The sequence below is a fragment of the Enteractinococcus helveticum genome (assembly GCF_001657475.1).
GTDB classification, from domain to species: Bacteria; Actinomycetota; Actinomycetes; order Actinomycetales; family Micrococcaceae; genus Yaniella; species Yaniella helvetica.
On the sequence record NZ_LXEY01000029.1, the window covers coordinates 1 to 414 of the forward strand.

A 414-nucleotide genomic window follows, 5' to 3' on the forward strand; every position below is an offset into this window, starting at 1 on the left:
GTGGTCTGTCCGATGTCGTCACCTTCAATCTCAAGGAAGGTCTGACCTGGAAGGACTCCGCCGGCCGCGAGTTCAGCGTCAGTGCCCGGGAGCTCGCCGACTGGCGCGGTGCCCGCTCCGATGCCGGCCGCCTGCCGCCGAAGGGTTTTCCGAAGTCGAACAAGTTCGGCAAGACCATCGAGCCACCGCCACCGCCCGAGCCGGCGTCCTGACGGTCGCCCGTTACATCATCGCATCCCTTCATGCCCGGCCTTTGTGCCGGGCATGTGCGTTTTGAGAGTCGAGCGATCGAGATGCGACACACCGATTTGCGTGCGACGGGCAGGCGGCGCTAGATTTCCTCTCTGCAGTGACGGGAAGGATGCCGCGATGGTCCGCGAGAACGAAATCCGCGAGGGCGAGGTGGTGGTGGAG

Annotated in this window: 1 protein-coding gene; it reads left to right on the forward strand. The window is 64.7% G+C overall.

Translation table 11 applies throughout. The annotated features are described in order from the left end of the window. Positions 1–212: hypothetical protein (locus A6F49_RS14395; RefSeq protein ID WP_043056575.1), on the forward strand; the 212-nt coding region annotated here is incomplete at its 5' end. Between the last annotated feature and the right edge of the window lie 202 nt (positions 213–414).